The sequence below is a fragment of the Arthrobacter sp. SIMBA_036 genome (genome assembly GCF_046535135.1).
GTDB lineage: Bacteria > Actinomycetota > Actinomycetes > Actinomycetales > Micrococcaceae > Arthrobacter.
The window spans coordinates 1-235 of record NZ_JAWRXG010000467.1 but is presented as its reverse complement, the minus strand read 5'-3'; the positions used below and the strand labels follow the sequence as shown (position 1 = coordinate 235).

General features: G+C 59.1%; 1 protein-coding gene. It reads right to left on the bottom strand.

The window, feature by feature from the left end:
- Window positions 1–235, bottom strand: a 235-nt coding sequence (locus SB659_RS20550) for a hypothetical protein (protein WP_410551778.1), incomplete at both ends; no start/stop codon positions are given.

Sequence of the window (235 nt, the reverse complement as noted above, 5' to 3'; positions counted from 1 at the left end):
CTCAATTCCGCCGGCAACACGGTCCGCATCATATGGCGGCGCACGGCCACAGGGATGCGCTCGAGCGAATACCCGGCTTCTGCCATCTTGGCCGGCCAGTTATGACGGTATGCCGTGCCGCATGCGGCATTAATCTCTTCGAGTGTTTGCTTGAGCGGCTTGCCGGCGGCCGCCTCAATCTCCAGCCAGCGTTCGAAGAGACCTTTAGAAAGTTTGTCTAGTACCATGGCGGTAC